Source organism: Bacteroidales bacterium, assembly GCA_035647615.1.
Taxonomy (GTDB): domain Bacteria; phylum Bacteroidota; class Bacteroidia; order Bacteroidales; family 4484-276; genus SABY01.
This window is the reverse complement of record DASRND010000024.1, coordinates 59,623-76,341: the sequence shown is the minus strand read 5'-3', so window position 1 is coordinate 76,341 and position 16,719 is coordinate 59,623. Positions and strand designations below refer to the sequence as shown.

The following is a 16,719-nucleotide window of genomic DNA, read 5'->3' as shown; positions in this document are numbered from 1 at the left end:
TTGCAAAGATAGCTGTTTGATCTCCTGAAAAGGGTCAACCATTATTCCAGCCTTTTCTTGCGCGTACCCGACGAGAAGAAATCGTCGAGACTGTAACCCGAAGCGATAAACCGCCGCCGGTTGAGGAGATAAAAATCGCGTATGGTAAGAATAGAAACGGCGAAGGTGACGCCATAGTTGAGGGTGCGTTGTTGTTCTACAAAAAGTTGCCCCTCATAGGGCAGGTTTGAATTGTAGCGCTGCTGGTGGCTATCGTATTCTGGTTTGATAATATTGATGAAGGAAGCGGAAGCCAACTTGGCTATGCCCACCAGTTCCAGGTTCGACTGTCCGTCGCGCATGGCGAGCACCGTACCGCCGCTTATGCCTTCATTAAAATTGGCACTCAACAAAAACACACCCTTTTTGCCGATGTTTGGGTTGGCAACTATGCCACGGCTCACCATCTGAAAACCGGATGGAAAACCAAATACATACACCACGCTACCCCGGTCGAGCATCCGGTCGTCGCCCGCAGCATAATCAAAGGCCGGCAATTTGTCATTTGTCAAACGCTCACTTTTTGTACCCAGAAAAGCGATATCCAAATCATAGTCGATGGCAATAATGTCGAAGGGTTCGGTCACAGAGTGCTCCTGGATAAACTGTGTTTGCCTACGCTTGATGGCAACACTTTCGATGCCCGCCGCCGTATTGGGAGTCAGCGGTTCGTAATAGGAGATTACGGTGTCAGGAAAATCGAAAATGTGGGCGCAGGTAAGCAACACCAGTCGGTCACCACTGTTGCGCAGGAGTGTGGCGCTGCCATGCACCGACTCGCTGAAATTGGTACGCATTGTTGTTCGCCGTTGAAGCATCCCTGCAGCCAGATCAGATTGTGTAAAAAATATAGCTGTATCGATGTAATACCGGTCGTACTCGGCCAGGCAATACATTTTGAGGACGCTTTCGCTAATATTATCGAGTGCACGCCCAAAAGCCGGTCCGGGATATTCGGTGTCGTAGCGGCCATCCTTATCCGAAGCGCCCGGCATCATTACGATCTGCCGGCTGCAGGATGCACCAAATCCCACCAGCAATATCAATAGCAATATTATTAAAAGGTGTTTTTTCATTTTAAAATAGAATCGTATCAATAATGTTCCTGCATAGTTTGGTCAAATTATCAAAAATGAAATTATCGAGCAGCTCCAAAATATTTATGCCGCAGCCTCCGCCATTTCTGATGGTTTATTAAAATAACAAATCTAACGGCATTTGTTTTTTGTCAGATGTTTTTTTTACCTAAGAAATTAAATCCGTAACATTCTCCACCGTCATCGCTTTAAGCGGATTGTTGGTATTGATAAAGATATCGGCAAGTTTTGATTTTTTCTGCTGAAGCTGCATAATTTTCTCTTCCACGGTGCCGACGGTGATAAAACGATAGGCCATCACATGGCGGGTTTGCCCGATACGATGCGCGCGGCTGATGGCTTGCAGCTCCGCCTGCGGATTCCACCATGGATCGAGTAGAAACACATATTCGGCACTCGTGAGGTTAAGCCCCGTGCCGCCGGCTTTGAGCGAGATAAAAAAAATATTTCGCTTATCACCCTCCTCAAAACTACGGATGGCAGCTGCACGGTCGTGGGTGCTTCCTATTAGCAACGAATATCCGGTTTTTTTTCTGTCGAAATAATCAGTGAAAATGCGCAGATGCTTTACAAACGATGAAAAAACGAGCACTTTATGACCTTCAGCAATCAACGTTTCGATGTTCCACACCACCTCATCAAACTTTCCTGATCCCGCCTGATAGTCACTATCGGTAAGAACGGGATGGTTGGCTATCTGCCGCAAACGGGTGAGCGCTTTTAGCACGACGATAGCCGATTTGCCGACGCCTTGTTTTTCGATATTGTCGAGAATAAAGTTGCGGATTTTGGCTTTTTCCTGCTGGTACACCTGCTCCTGCTCGGGCGTCATCTCGCAATAGATGTATTCCTGGCTAAGCTCCGGCAGTTCTTTCTCGACCTGTCGTTTGGTACGGCGCAAAATAAAAGGCCGGATGAGCTGCTGCAACTTTTCCTGCTTTTTGCGGTCATCATGTTTTTGGATGGGCGTTGCAAAAAATCGTTTGAAAAAAGCATGCTCGCCCAGCAGACCGGGGTTAAGAAAATGCATCTGTGACCAAAGGTCGGAAAGCGAATTTTCGATGGGCGTGCCGCTGAGTGTCACACGGTGATCGGCTTTGAGCCTGAAAATGACACGCGCCATTTTGGAAGCCGGATTTTTTATCACCTGACTTTCGTCGAGGATGATGTATCCAAAATCGAACCTTGAAAGTTCATCAAAATCGTTGCGGATGGTTCCGTAGGTGGCAAGAACCAGGTGTGCATGCGGAAAATACGGCAACAAATCGTGGCGCTGTGACCCGGTGTAGGTAAGGTAACTGATGTGCGGGATAAATTTCCGGATTTCAGCCTGCCAGTTGTGGATAAGCGAGGCCGGCATGATCACAAGCGAAGGTTTGCCCGTAGCGATCTGCTCATCAGCCGAAGCAAACAAATCAAGCTGTCCGTCCGTTGACGGCGGCGCTACTGTTATCAGCTTTGTGGTTTTGCCAATATAGTTCAGCAGCAAGGTAAGCGCTTGCAACGTTTTCCCCAATCCCATATCGTCGGCCAGGCATCCGCCCAGATGTTTTCTTCGCAGAAAGTCGAGCCACCGAAAACCCTCCAACTGATAGCTGCGCAACTGTGCCTGCAATCCTTCGGGAGGATCGGGCGGCGCTGTGTCTGGCGGCAAATTCCCGGCCGCCGTCAGTCGTTTAGCACCATCGAAGCCACCGATAGAAAGTGCCGAAAGCAAAGAGCCGTGCCACTTGCGCACTCTTATAACATCTTTTTCGCGTTGGCCAAAGGTCAGCAGATCGCTGAAATCGGCAAACCACGACTCCGGCAACACTGCAACACGCCCGTCGGGAAGGCGGTATTCGCGGATACCTTCGAGCAGATGCTTGCGCAGCTGCACCAGCGGTATCTCAAAATTTTTACCAAAACGCGCCACCGCATGCACATCAAACCAATCCTGGCTTTCGTCGCCACGCACCACAATCTCCGTCGAATCTGTGTAATAAGTAATGTTTCCGATCTCCTGCGAAAGCAGAAAACCCTGCTGTTTCAGCGTCGTAGAATGTTCGTTGAGCCAGTTGACCACCCGATGTGGCGAAAGCTCTGAATCTATCTGGAAGGTATTTTCATACACATTTTTTAACCTGAGGCTTTCCAAAAACGACACTGTTTCAGCCTCCCAATTTACATCCCGATAAAAAAAATCGAAAGCATACGCATCTTCTTCTTGCGAAAAATTTACAACTTTCACCTTCCCTTTCTGCGATTTTAGGATTTGATCGCCATATTTAAATTGTAAGAAAAGCGAAGGCAAACCTTCTATATCCAAATCGAGTGTGAGCATCGGGTACTTTTCGGGCTGCTGATGCCGCACCGGGAAACCCTGCGCGATGACCGGAAAGTCGCGAATGCACTTTTTCACGAAAGTGCTGTAATAACGCTTTTCATGCACCGGCGGCACACTGATAAATTCTTTATTAAAAAAGATAGCAAGCTTGCGGCCATCCACCTGCTGGCGGAAATGATACAACGTTTTGTTGAGCAAAAGCCAGCAAGGACTATCTGTTAAAATAAGGCCGTCGCCGCCTGTAAGGTGGACGCTGCGCCCCTCATGGCTGATATTTTGATAATAGCGTGTTTCATTTTTAAGTTTTATAAAATTGAAGATTACCTCGGCTGGCTCTTGTGCTACAAGCACAAAATCATCTTTATAGACCACATTTTTTGTTTCCCTAATAAACACAGGAATTTTGTTTAGGCGCGCCAGCTCCAAACATTGGTTCATCTGTTTTTCGATGTAAGGTCGCACAAACTGTGCGATGTAGCCATCGGTAAGCCGCTCGAGATAGGTGTGGGCAGTAGCCTTGGTAAAGCGCTTCGCCAGATTTCGGTCAGAGTAGTTTTCGGTAAGGCTGATGATCTCTTCTTCGTGCGGCGCCAGTTTGCCACGATAATTGCGACTTTTCTCCACCGAAAGCCTGTCGTGAATGGTATAATAATGTTTGCCGCCGCCTCTTATCAGATAAGGGTGAAGCAGCATCCCTAATTTTTCGTGTGTTTGTATGAAAAGCGAAAATTCAATCTGCATATCTTCGGGTAAAACCCGCAAAGATAGCGGCTTCTCCACATCGAAAGACAAACATTTTAGCAATATTTTTATTTTCTTCTTGTTTAATTCAAAAACACGCTGTTATATTTGCCGCGCCATTTTGAGAAAAAGGCATTGATGCAATGAAATATTAAAAATCGATTGTTTAAATAATTTTCTTTGTGAAATGGAAAAGAAAACGGAAAAAAAAAGGGTGATCAAAAACATCGACACTATCTCCGATGAGGTAAAAGAAGCTATCCGGGCAAAATATCCTGATGGCTGGGGAAACCATGTGCTGCGCGTGAACAAAGGAAATAATGAATTTTTCCATGTGATCACCATCGACACTGAAGATACCAGCTACATGATCCGTGTTAACGTAAAAGTTGACTCGGTGGAGGAACTCGAAAAACTCGAGAATCAGGATTCCGGCGGTGGCAGCGAAGATGATGATGACGATACCATTGCCGGCGGCGAGGAAGATATTCAGGACATCAGCGATGAGGATTAGGGGAAACCCCAAATCTTACTAAATCAATATCCAAATTAATCTCAAAAGCCAAACTCTTCCGCAGTTTGGAATTTGGAATTTATTCTCCGCCTTCTCTTCCAAATGATAGCCGTAAATTGCATGTTAAAGTTTTCTAAATCTGAACCTTACTTCGCTATCCATTACATTTACGGGTAATTTTGCCGCCTTATTAAAACCCGTAACGAATGCGTTGTATCGAAAGAGAACACACCGATCCTTATTTTAATATCGCCGCCGAAGAGTATTGCTTACGCGAATTTAACGACGATATTTTTATGCTTTGGCGCAATGATCCCTGCATCATCGTGGGCAAGCACCAAAATACGCTGGCTGAAATAAATTTGGAGTATGTCGATCAGCATAACATCCCGGTGGTGCGACGAATCACTGGCGGAGGCACCGTTTTTCATGATTTGGGCAACATCAACTTTACCTTTATCCGCAATGGGCAAACCGATGAGTTGGTCGATTTCCGTGGCTTTACAAAGCCCATCCTGGAAGCCTTGCAAAAAATAGGCATCGATGCACGCTTCGAAGGCCGCAACGACCTGACCATAGAAGGGAAAAAGTTTTCGGGCAACGCCGAACATGTTTATAAAAATCGTGTGCTGCACCACGGCACGCTGTTGTTCTCATCACAACTTACCGATCTGAGCAGCGCTCTGAAAGTAGATCCGCATAAGTTTATAGATAAAGCTGTGAAGTCGGTTCGCAGCCGCGTAACCAACATTGCCAGCCATCTGAAGAAACCTATGGATGTGCTTACTTTCAAAAATCTAATCCTCGAACATATCCGGCAATCACATCCTGAAATGGAAATTACCCGTTTTACGGAAGATGATATTAAAAAAATAAACCAGCTTGCCGACCAGAAATACCGCACCCGCGAATGGAATTTTGGTTACTCGCCCCGCTATAATTTTCAACGAAAGATAAAAGCCGAGGGCGGTAACATCGAATTTAACCTGGAGGTAAAAAATGGCACCATCGAAAAGATAAAAATCTTCGGCGACTATTTCAGCCTGCTCGATACCGCTGACATTGAGCATCTGCTCGAAAACGTGCCGCACGATCGCCAGGCCATCAAGCAGCGGCTGCAAAGCACAAACCTGCAGCACTATTTCAAAAACGTAGCTACCGAAGAGTTTTTGGATGGAATGTTTTGATAACACTCCGCCCCTACTGCATTTATCAACTAATGAAAAATTTAAAAACCCATAATATGATGAAAAAAGAAGTAATTTTTGAAAAACTTTGGAAAGGTTATACCGAAATAAACCCTTCGGTACAAAAGATTCACAATCTTTTTGAAGCTTCGGGCGAAACAGTCCACAACGACCACATCGCTCTTCGCACCTTTAACGATCCACGGGTAAACATCGATGTAATAGCACGCCCTTTCGTTGAGGCCGGCTACGAACCCAAAGGCGAATATCAGTTTGAAACCAAGAAACTATTTGCCCGCCACTACGAGCACAAGAGCGACCAAATGGCACCGCGGGTTTTTATCAGTGAGCTGAAGACCGAAGAATTCAGCCCTGAATTGCAAAAAGCTGTGAAAGCTGCCATCGATAAAATTCCGGCGGCTCAATTAAAATCCGACGAGCTGATCTTTGCCGGCAATCTTTGGGGAACACCTTCATTTGAGGTGTACAAACAGTTGCGCGATGAGTCGGAATACGCAGCCTGGCTTTACGTTTATGGCTTCTGTGCCAACCACTTCACCGTTAGTGTCAACTACCTGAAGCACTATGACACCGTGGAGAAAGTAAACGAGTTTTTGAAGAAAAACGGCTTTCAAATGAACGATGCAGGTGGCGAGATAAAAGGTACGCCGGCAGAACTCCTTGAGCAATCAAGCATAAAATCGGAGGTGGTAGCTGTGGATTTCGAAGAAGGCACGCACGGGATTCCAGGATGCTACTACGAATTTGCACGTCGCTATCCCGACAACGATGAAAAACTCTATTCAGGTTTCATCGCCAAATCTGCCGACAAAATCTTTGAAAGCACCAACTTTTACAACAAGAAGAAGTAATAGAGATACTTTATCAAACATAATAGCGCACGCTGCTGATAAAAGCCAGTTCGTGCGCTATTATTTTTTCTCATCACCACAAGTTTACTACTTTTGCCTCCACTAAAAGGAAAGCCTGTACTTTCCTGAGCTATGAAATTCAAAATGCAACACGTAAAGGTTGCTAAGGGCATTGGATATTAATAACTACATCGATATGAAACATTTCACTCTGCGCCGGAGCCACATCGCGCTCCTGGCTTTACCTATCATTATGTTGCTTGCCAACGGTTGCAACCGCCACGACGCCTCGCCACCGCCACCTCCAAAAGTACAGGTTGTAAAGGTCGAACGCCGCGATGTATCCATTTATCAGAACTATGTCGGTCAGATTTATGGGTTACAGGATATCGCTATTCGCGCCCGCGTAGAAGGTGTGCTGGAAGCCATACATTTTAAAGAAGGCACTTTCGTGAAAAAAGGGCAATTGCTCTACACCATCGACCCGCTGCCATTGAAGACCAGAGTAGCTGCGCAGATGAGCGGTGTTGCTCAGGCCAAAACCATGCTTGCCAAAGCCGAGAGCGACCTGAAACGCATCAGACCACTGGCCGCCAACAATGCTGTGAGCCAGCGCGATCTGGACGCTGCCGTGGCACAACGCGACGCAGCACAGGCTACCCTTGAAGCTGCCGAAGCCAACCTGGAATCAGCCGATATCGAGCTTGGCTATTCGCTCGTCAAAGCGCCCATCGACGGAATTATTGGAAAAACAATGGCCAAAGTAGGCGACCTTGTAGGCAGAAGCCCCAACCTTGTTGTACTCAACTACATCTCTAATATTGATGAGGTGATAGTAGAATTTTTTCTGAGCGAACAGGAATACCTCAACTATGCCCGGCACCTTAAAAGTATAAAGGACAATGAAGTAAGCGCCGTTGCTCCTGAAGCCCTCAGACTCATCTTAGCCGACCAAAGCATTTATCCTGAACCCGGAAAGCTCAACTTTATCGACCGGCAGGTAGATCCTTCTACCGGAAGCATTTTGCTCCAAGCTTCTTTTGCAAATCCCGACAAACTACTGCGCCCCGGACAATTTGCACGCATAAAAGCAAGAGTAGGGTTTGGGCCACAGTCCACCGTTATTCCGCTTAAAGCGCTCAACGAATTACAGGGACAATACAGTGTGTTTATTGTAAACGACAGCTCTAAAATAGAAGTGAGATCCGTGAAGCAAGGTTCCTTTTATAATGATTATGCGGTGATTACCGAGGGGCTGCAAGGCGATGAATTAGTAGTAATAGAAGGGCTACAAAAGATGAGAAGCGGCAGAAAGGTCGATCCGCAGCTGGTTACATATCAATCGAAGGTGGAAGAAATTAACAACAACAACGATGGAAAAAAGTAACTTATTTGTACGGCGTCCTATTTTAGCCATGGTGATCGCCATCGTAATCATGGTGGTGGGGTTGGTATTTGTTACGCAACTTCCTACCGAACAATATCCCGACATTGCTCCGCCAATGGTTTCGGTGGTCGGCTCATACACCGGCGCAAGCGCTATCAACGTGGAGCAATCGGTGGCCATGCCCATCGAGCAGCAGGTGAATGGTGTGGATAACATGCTTTATATGAAATCCGTCAACGCCAACGACGGCACAATGTCGTTGCAGATCACTTTTGATATTGGCAGCGACCCGGACATGAATACCGTGTTTACCCAAAATCGCGTTTCGTCGGCTACACCCAAGCTACCGGAATCGGTAAAACAATATGGATTGAAAACGGAGAAATCGTTTGCTTTTCCTATTCTTGCCATCACGCTCAGCGCCGACAACGATCAATACAGCCAACAATTTCTTGGCAATTACATGGCCATTAATATAAAGGACATCCTGGCTCGTGAGCCTGGCGTAGGACGTGTAGATTTGTTGGGATCGAGCGAATATTCCATGCGCATCTGGGTAAAACCCGACCGGCTTGCTTCGCTCGACGTTACCATTCCGGAAATTGTGAATGCCATCAGATCGCAAAGTGTCATTGTTCCGGGTGGTAAGTTTGGCGCTGAACCAGCACCACCAGGCACGGAATTTACCTATACCGTGCGCTTACCCGAGCGATTGAAATCGGAAGAGGAGTTTGGCGACATAGTGGTACGCATCAACGAAAATGGCTCTCAGATTAAAATCCGTGACCTGGCCTCAATAGAGCTTGGTGTTGAATCCTACAATTCCTTTACGCGGTTGAATGGTAAAAATTCCGGCATGTTTATGATCTATCAGGCTCCCGGCTCCAACGCCGTTGAGATTGCTGAAAACCTGGGCAAACGCATGGATGAATTATCAAAAACATTTCCGGAAGGCATCACCTACACCGTTTCCCTCGACTCGACCAGAGCCATCACCACCGGCATCAAAGAGATTTTCGAAACCCTCATCATTGCATTGCTGCTGGTAGTTTTGGTAGTGTTTCTATTTATCCAGGATTGGCGGGCAACGCTCATCCCCACCATCGCTATTCCGGTATCGCTCATTGGTGCATTTATCGCTTTTCCTCTGTTGGGATTTAGCATCAACGTACTCTCGCTACTTGGTTTGGTGCTTGCAATCGGTATCGTGGTGGACGATGCTATTGTGGTGGTAGAAGCCGTACAAGTAAATATCCAAAACGGCATGAATTCGATAGATGCCACCAACAAAGCCATGCGTGAAGTTACCTCACCGGTAATTGCCACCACACTGGTATTGGTGGCCGTATTTCTTCCGGTAGCGGCTATGGGCGGCATCACCGGACGACTCTACCAACAGTTTGCCATCACGGTAGCTATCTCTGTGCTATTTTCAGCACTAAACGCGCTCACGCTCAGCCCGGCACTTTGTGCCCTTTTACTACGCAACCCCAAACCTTACAAAGGACTTCTTGGCAAATTTTTCGCCGGCTTCAACCGTGTGTTCGATAAAACCACCGACTCTTACACCACCTTTGCCGGACACTTTGCCCGCAAGATGAAACGCGGCGCCATATACATCCTCATCATTGTGGTGGCACTGGTTTTTGTAGGAAAAGGTGTTCCGGGAGGCTTCATCCCCGAAGAAGACCAGGGTTATTTTATGGTCAATATCCAACTTCCCAACGCAGCCTCGCTGCAGCGTTCGGATGTGGTTACACGTGAAATCGAAGAGATGCTCATGGAGTTTGAGGAAGTGGAATATGTTACCTCCGCCGCTGGTTACAGTCTTATCTCCGGAGCATTGTCAAGCAATACCGGTTTTATGTTTGTATCGCTTACCGACTGGAGCGATCGCAAAAGAACGGCTCTGGAGATAGTGCGTGCAGTAAATAAAAAACTGGAAGGTGTTATGGGAGCGCAAGCTGTTGCCATGGGACCACCCGCTATCCCGGGGCTGGGAAGTGGCTCTGGATTTTCGATTGTGCTACAGGACAAAGGTGGCGGCACACCCGATTACCTGGCAGAACAAAGTATGCAGTTTATCCGGGCCGCCTCTGCACGACCCGAAATTGCCAACATTTTTACAACCTATAGTGCCAGCACCCCGCAGCGTTATGTCGACCTCGACCGCGATATGATTCTCAAGGCAGGTGTTAATCTCAACGATGTTTACACTACCATCGGAGCTTTCCTGGGCGGCGCTTACGTAAACGACTTCAACCGTTTTGGGCGTCTTTACAAAACTTATGTGCAGGCGCAGCCCGAATACCGTATCAATGAAGAGCAGATCAATCTGTTTTTTGTAAAGAATAATAAGGGTCAAAGTATACCACTTTCGGCATTTGTAGATGTTAAGAAAATCTCCGGCCCCGACTTCACCAACCGTTTCAACCTCTATCGCTCTGCCGAGCTTACCGGCAACCCAGCCCCCGGCTATAGTTCCGACCAGGCGCTCGATGCGCTCGAAGAGGTAGCTGCCCAAATACTGCCCGCCGATATGGGCTACGAATGGGCCAACATGTCGTATCAGGAACGAAAAGCTTCCGGTACCGGCAACGTCGTATTTCTCTTCTCACTGCTATTCGTCTTCCTCATTTTGGCGGCACAGTACGAGAGCTGGTCGCTGCCTTTGAGCATTCTGCTGGGGACGCCTTTCGCTTTGCTGGGAGCAATGCTCGCCTTGCTCATTGCACGCATATTTAGCGAAAGCTATGAAAACAATGTCTTCGCGCAAATTTCGCTGGTGATGCTTATCGGAATGGCTGCCAAAAACGCCATCCTTATCATCGAATTTGCCAACCTAAGATTCCAGGAGGGACTGTCGCTGTACGAATCAGCCATGGCTGCCGCTCGTCTGCGTTTCCGCCCCATCCTCATGACTGCTTTCAGCTTTATCCTGGGCATCCTGCCACTGCTGGTAGCCAGTGGTGCCGGCTCCGAAGCCCGCAAGGTGATGGGTATGACTTTATTCGGCGGAATGTTATTAGCCACGGTACTTGGCGTACTTTTCTATCCAATGCTTTATATTTTGATAGGAAAACTGGCCGGCTACGAAAAGAAGAGAGATAAATTAAACGCCGAAGAGCAGACTATAAAATCGTAACACAACACAGGCATGAATACGCAACGACAAATTATTATAACCCTTGTGCTGACCGTGGTGCTGATGAGCGGCTGTATGGTAGGACCGAAATACCAAAAACCGGCACCCGGCATCCCTGCCGCTTATCGTTTTGATCAGGCTACTGCCGACACGGCCTATAACCTGCGCTGGTGGGAACTCTTCGACAACCCGGTGCTCGACACCCTCATTGCGCAAGCGCTCCGACAAAATACAGACGTCCGCATAGCTGCCAGCCGCGTGGTACAAGCACGACTGGCAGTGGGTTACACCCGTGCCGACGCATTTCCGCGTATTGGCTACGATGTCAGCGCCACGCACGGCAACTTTTTGGGCGCTCAAAAAACCAGCGATCCCGTCAGCTTTTTCTATGGTGCTGCCAACCTACAATGGGAAATCGACTTCTGGGGAAAATTCCGACACGCTACTGCTGCCGCACGCGCCGAGCTACTGGCCACGGAATATGGTCACCAGGCTGTCCAAATTGCCATCATTACAGAAGTGGTGAACGTTTATTTTCAGCTTCTCGATTATCAGGAGCGAATTGAGATAACCCAGCAAACGGTGCAAACCCGCGAAGGTTCGCTCGACATCATCCAACAACGTTTTAACGAAGGAGTGGTAGCAGGCATCGACCTAAACCAGGCACAGATACAACTGGCGGTAGCCGCCGGCGCATTGCCACAATACGAGCGGGCCATTGCACAAACAGAAAATGCTTTGTCATTTCTGTTGGGACGCAATCCCGACACAATCATTACCGGACAACCACTCATGCAACAATCCCTGCCACCTGAAATTCCGCCGGGATTGCCTTCGGAGCTGCTGCTGCGCCGTCCCGACATTGCGCAAGCCGACGAACTTCTACGGGCGCAATACGACAGAGCTGGCATGGCGCAAGCACTGCGCTTTCCTTCCATCAGCATCACCGGGTTACTTGGACTGGCCAGCAGCGATCTCTCCACGCTCACCAGCGGTGGCGCGGCCTGGTCGGTGGGTGGCGGTTTACTGGGACCTGTGTTTAATTTTGGCAAAAACAAGCGCCGTTTTGAAATAGAAAAAGAACGCATCACCGAGGCCGGAATCCAATACGAAGCTACGGTGTTGCAGGCTTTCGCTGAAGTGGAAAGCGCACTCGTGGCCATCGAAACCTACGGCAGACAATATCTGATAAAAGAACAAGAACTGACTGCTGCCAAAAATGCCTCTATGCTCTCCAACGAGCGATATGATGGCGGTGAGACATCCTACCTGGAAGTGCTCGAAAGCGAGCGCACCCTTTTTCAGGTGCAGGTGGAGATGTCGCAACTGCGGCAACTATATCTTTCGACCTACATCAACCTTTACCAGGCACTTGGTGGAGGATGGATTACACCGGAGCAGTAGAGAATATTCGTAAATCAGCAGGCAGAGAAAATTCATAAATTTTCTCTGCCATCCCGACTTTGAAAAAAAGATCAGGGAATTAGTTTAAAACAATGGCTGCTGCCAAAATTTTTTTTGGATTGTCTCAATGCGTCATCAATAACCAAATAATATACGCAACGTAAATCGAAGCCATCAACGCACCCTCCAGACGGGTGATCTTTTTGCCACGCCCTACCCAAACGAAAAACACCACCACCAGATTGGAGAGAATCATCACCCAAAGGTCGATGCTCAAGGTGGCACTGAATGGCAGCGGATTAATCATTGCGCTAACCCCTAAAATCAGGAAAATATTGAAAACGTTCGATCCCAAAGCATTTCCGATAGCGATGTCCGAATTTTTTCGCATTGCCGCCAGCACCGAAGTAATTAGCTCGGGCAGCGAAGTAGCCACCGCCACAATAGTTATCCCCACCAGCGCCTGACTCATCCCGAAAGATTCGGCAACATGCACGGCACCTTTCACCACCCAGTTGCCACCAAAATACAATCCGGCAACGCCCACCACAATCATCAGCATCGACTTCCACAGAGCATATTCTTTTATTTCATGAGCTTGCTGAGCTTCGTCGCCTGTTTTGCGTATAAAAAAATAGGTGAACAACAGGTAACCTATCAGCAACGCAAGTAGCACCAGCCCTTCCAGAAAATCGATGACATGACCAGCCGCTAAAGGCTCCAGATTAATATAAACCAGCAATCCCAACACCAGTGAAGCAATTAGGCTGATGGGAACAATGGTACGCATGACCTTGCGGCCGGGAATAATCGGAAGTATCATTGCGGTAATGCCAATGATCAGCAGCGTATTCATGATGTTGCTCCCCATCACGTTGGTGATGGCCAGATCGGTTTGCCCGCGCACCGACGCAAAAACATTGATGATCAACTCGGGAAGTGAAGTGCCCAGCGCCACGATGGTGGCACCTATCACCAACGACGACATCTTAAAATGCTTGCCCACCGAACTGGCGCCCGTAACAAGAATGTTTGCCCCAGCAATCAGTATTACAAATCCCACTACAAATAGCACGTACACCATAAAACAGACATTAGCTAATAATGATTACCTACGCTTTTTTCAGACTTCAAAACTAATAAAACCAGCGTCAGTAGCCGGTGTGAAAACCTACAAATAACGATAATCTGACAACCAATAACCTATTTAGTAATTGCGTTCGCCAAAAATGAGGCTACCTATGCGCACCATGGTGCTGCCCTGCGCGATGGCAATTTTATAGTCGCCCGACATGCCCATACTGATCTCGCTAAAGGCAGAATCGTCGGCGAAATATTTCGTCTTTATCTCATTAAATATCCGATGCAAATGCGCAAACTCACGGCTAACCTGTTGCATGTCGTCAGTGTAAGTGGCCATGCCCATCACTCCGGCTATCTGCACTCCCGTCATCTCTGCCAGATTTACCTTCTGCAATATTTCCTCAGCCTCCGCAAGGTCAAGCCCAAACTTGGTATCCTCTTCGGCTATATGAAACTGCAGCAGACAAGGCACGCGCCGCTGTACCTTCTTCGCTTCTTTGTTGATGTTGCGCAGCAGCTTCAGGCTGTCCACAGCTTCAATCATGCTCACAACAGGAACCAGCATCTTCACCTTGTTGCTTTGCAGGTGTCCGATAAAATGCCACCGGATGTCAGCCGGCATTTGCGCCTGTTTTTCAACCAGATCCTGCACTTTATTTTCGCCAAAAATCCGTTGTCCGGCATTGTAGGCCTCCATCACCGTTTCTATTGGTTTGGTTTTCGACACCGCTACCAGCTTCACTGTTTCAGGAATCTCTTTGCACAATCTGTTCAAATTTTCTTTTATATTCATCTTCATTTCTTTTTAGTAGTTATTAATCAAAATATTTTTTGGATGGTTCATAAAATTCCATCCTTTACATCTGGGAAATACGCCTGGCAAAATTCAGAATTTAAATTCGAAATTCAATTTCCCGGTAATTGATTTCGCCCCGTTGGAGCTGAAATTTAAAATTCGAGATTCAGAATTCATTCAATTTTTAATTCCTACATCCTTCATCGTCATTCGTAAATCATTTTACCGATTATCAACCGCACCCTGCAACATAAACAAAAAAGCCGGCTGCTGTTGCCAGGCCGACCTTTTTGTTTTTGTGAGTATCCGCACCGCAGCTTATTTGCCGGGGCACATCTTCACAACACTTTGTTTGATATTTTTATCACCATAGGCTTTATCAAAAGCATCGCTGAATTTTTTAGCCAGCATTTTGGCCTTGGTATCGTAGGCCTGCTTGTCGACCCAGGTATTTTTGGGCTTCAAAATTTCGGCCGGCACTCCCGGGCATGATTTGGGAACATTCAAATGGAAAAACGCATCGTATTCATATTCAACACTGGCAAGCGAACCATTCAGAGCAGCATCTACCATTTTGCGTGTCAGGTTGATGTCCATGCGTTTTCCGACGCCGTATGCACCGCCACTCCAGCCTGTATTAATAAGGTAAACCTGTGTTTTGTGTTTCTCCATTTTCTTACCAAGCATATCGGCATAAACATCGGGATTGGCTGGCATAAAAGGCTGTCCGAAGAAACGCGAGAAAGTAGCCTGCGGCTCTGTAACACCGGTTTCGGTGCCAGCCAGTTTACTGGTATATCCCATCAAAAACCAAAGCATGGCCTGATCTGCGTCGAGACGGGAAACTGGAGGCAGCACGCCGTAAGCATCGGCGGTGAGAAAAAGGATGGTGCTCGGATGTGTGGAAACCGACGACTCCTTGATGTTTTTCAAATATTTAAGCAGATACGACGAACGTGAGTTGGGGGTAAAACGATCGTCGTAATAATCGAAAGTGCCATCAGGATAAACCATAGCATTTTCCACAATCGAACCATGATTCAGATAATCGTCTTTGTGCATCACAGCATCGTAGATGTCCGGCTCTTTCGACGGATCGATGTCGATCATCTTAGCATAACAGCCATTTTCGAAGTTGGCAATACCGTTGTCATTCCAGCCATGTTCGTCGTCACCAAGCAGCGCACGACTGGGATCGGCCGAAAGGGTGGTTTTACCGGTTCCCGACAATCCGAGTAGCAGCGCTGATTTCCCGTCAGGACCTTCGTTGGCCGAACAGTGCAGCGGCAGGATGCCTTCGAAAGGAAGCAGGAAATTCATCACGGTAAAAAATAACTTTTTGATGCTGCCGCAATAGGCCGAGCCGATGATTACACCAAGCTTGCGATCCATATCCATTGCAACCGCCATATCGGAGGTGCTGCCGTCGGGCATCTTACGCAAACGGCCTTCGTATTTTTTGCTCTCGAGTTTGTCGTAAGGCAAGGCCAGGAGCTGAAAGCCGTTTTGATAAAAAATACTTTTATTAATATCTTTAGGAATAGGTCGAAACATGTTGTCCACAAACAAAGAGAATAAGGCCTTGTCACAGACCATTTTTACGGGCAGTGCATAACTACTGTCGGCACCACTCACACGATCGGTTTCATATATCCTCTCTTTTTTGCTAAGAATCGCCAGCGCATCCTCAAAGAGCATGTCAAAAGTTTCTTCGGTGATTGGTATGTTGTTGGGCGACGACCAGTCGATTTTGTCCTGGCTTTCGGCACGTTTTACCACCACGGTATCTTTGGGCGATCTACCGGTAGATTCCGGTGGCGTCCAGGTGGCCAGAGCGCCCGACTCCGAGACCATTGCTTCGCGGTTGTCGACTGAGTCGCGTATCATCTCACGACGCGCAATGTTAACAAGTGCTTTGGGATGATTGCGTACAAGGTTTTTGATCTTTTCGTTCATTGAAGATTTATCCATGATAAGATGTATTTAAAATTTTCGGATTAAAAATATTTGAAGCAAGTTGTAAAAGTTCAAACTTACACTTTGTTTTAAAGTCAAACGACAAATTTCCGACTTTTTATTCTATCTGCCTTTCAATTTAAAGAAAATTAACGACAATAGCCAGGGTTCA

The 16,719-nt window shown here is 47.3% G+C and carries 11 protein-coding genes; 6 read left to right on the top strand and 5 right to left on the bottom strand.

Annotated features, from left to right (window positions below):
• Nucleotides 1–41: 41 nt before the first annotated feature.
• Together VFC92_07615 and VFC92_07610 are read right to left on the bottom strand one after the other, a co-directional pair.
• The gene (locus VFC92_07615; GenBank protein HZK08054.1) at nt 42–1,115 is read right to left on the bottom strand and encodes a serine protease; all 1,074 of its coding nucleotides are present in this window, start codon (nt 1,113–1,115) and stop codon (nt 42–44) included.
• Between the two features lie 169 nt (nt 1,116–1,284).
• Nucleotides 1,285–4,266, bottom strand: a complete 2,982-nt coding sequence (locus VFC92_07610) for a DEAD/DEAH box helicase (protein HZK08053.1) — start codon at nt 4,264–4,266, stop codon at nt 1,285–1,287.
• A 124-nt stretch (nt 4,267–4,390) separates the two neighbouring features.
• On the opposite strand from VFC92_07610, the gene VFC92_07605 reads away from it, so the two are divergent.
• The 6 genes from VFC92_07605 (at nt 4,391) to VFC92_07580 (ending at nt 12,712) form a co-directional block, all read left to right on the top strand.
• Nucleotides 4,391–4,717 (top strand): hypothetical protein, encoded by a 327-nt coding sequence (locus tag VFC92_07605; GenBank protein ID HZK08052.1) that lies wholly within the window; start codon nt 4,391–4,393, stop codon nt 4,715–4,717.
• Nucleotides 4,718–4,923: 206 nt separating this feature from the next.
• The gene (locus VFC92_07600) at nt 4,924–5,904 is read left to right on the top strand and encodes a lipoate--protein ligase (protein ID HZK08051.1); all 981 of its coding nucleotides are present in this window, start codon (nt 4,924–4,926) and stop codon (nt 5,902–5,904) included.
• A gap of 56 nt (nt 5,905–5,960) precedes the next feature.
• Complete coding sequence (locus tag VFC92_07595) at nt 5,961–6,776, top strand: DUF1338 domain-containing protein (protein ID HZK08050.1); 816 nt, start codon at nt 5,961–5,963, stop codon at nt 6,774–6,776.
• Between the two features lie 196 nt (nt 6,777–6,972).
• Nucleotides 6,973–8,163, top strand: coding sequence for an efflux RND transporter periplasmic adaptor subunit (locus VFC92_07590; protein ID HZK08049.1), 1,191 nt, complete (start codon nt 6,973–6,975; stop codon nt 8,161–8,163).
• Nucleotides 8,150–11,308 carry an efflux RND transporter permease subunit gene (locus VFC92_07585; GenBank protein ID HZK08048.1) on the top strand — a complete coding sequence of 1,053 codons (3,159 nt, stop codon included), beginning with the start codon at nt 8,150–8,152 and terminating at the stop codon, nt 11,306–11,308. Before VFC92_07590 ends, VFC92_07585 begins: the two co-directional genes overlap by 14 nt.
• Before the next feature lie 12 nt (nt 11,309–11,320).
• On the top strand, nt 11,321–12,712 hold the full coding sequence (locus VFC92_07580; protein ID HZK08047.1) for an efflux transporter outer membrane subunit: 1,392 nt from the start codon (nt 11,321–11,323) through the stop codon (nt 12,710–12,712).
• A 124-nt stretch (nt 12,713–12,836) separates the two neighbouring features.
• Here VFC92_07580 and VFC92_07575 read toward each other — a convergent pair whose 3' ends face one another.
• The 3 genes from VFC92_07575 to VFC92_07565 form a co-directional block, all read right to left on the bottom strand.
• A complete protein-coding gene (locus VFC92_07575; GenBank protein HZK08046.1) occupies nt 12,837–13,796 on the bottom strand; it encodes a calcium/sodium antiporter in 960 nt (319 codons plus the stop codon).
• Between the two features lie 123 nt (nt 13,797–13,919).
• Nucleotides 13,920–14,588, bottom strand: a complete 669-nt coding sequence (locus VFC92_07570) for a YggS family pyridoxal phosphate-dependent enzyme (GenBank protein ID HZK08045.1) — start codon at nt 14,586–14,588, stop codon at nt 13,920–13,922.
• Nucleotides 14,589–14,909: 321 nt separating this feature from the next.
• The gene (locus VFC92_07565; GenBank protein HZK08044.1) at nt 14,910–16,562 is read right to left on the bottom strand and encodes a phosphoenolpyruvate carboxykinase (ATP); all 1,653 of its coding nucleotides are present in this window, start codon (nt 16,560–16,562) and stop codon (nt 14,910–14,912) included.
• Nucleotides 16,563–16,719: the final 157 nt, after the last annotated feature.